Annotated in this window: 1 other RNA gene; it reads right to left on the bottom strand. The window is 44.7% G+C overall.

What is annotated here, in order from left to right:
* Positions 1-313: a transfer-messenger RNA gene (gene ssrA / locus MST27_RS22870) on the bottom strand; the annotation flags it as partial.

Here is a 313-nt window from a genome sequence, read left to right as displayed (position 1 = left end):
CGCGTCCTGTAACAGCCTGATAAAAGCCTCTACGTTCATAGTTTGTACATTGTTTTTCGCGACCTGGCCATTTACAAACAAATTTCCAAATCGCTAGCCTCAGAAAAGTTTCGCTAAAGCATCCCCAAAGCATGATGCTTTGCTATCTTGCTAACTGCGTCTTTTACCTCACGCAAGAAAGAAGCAAAGACGTGGCTACAATTAGGCAGCCATTCTTACAGGTGCATCCGCACTTAAATTTAAAGTTGTTTCAGGTTTTTACGAGGCATCCTGACCCTCGGAACGCCACCCTTATCGAAACATTGCCCAGTCG

The sequence above is a fragment of the Stutzerimonas marianensis genome (assembly GCF_022810315.1).
In the GTDB taxonomy this organism is placed as follows: domain Bacteria; phylum Pseudomonadota; class Gammaproteobacteria; order Pseudomonadales; family Pseudomonadaceae; genus Stutzerimonas; species Stutzerimonas marianensis.
The sequence above is the reverse complement of the archived record's forward strand: the minus strand, read 5'-3'. Positions and strand labels throughout refer to the sequence as shown.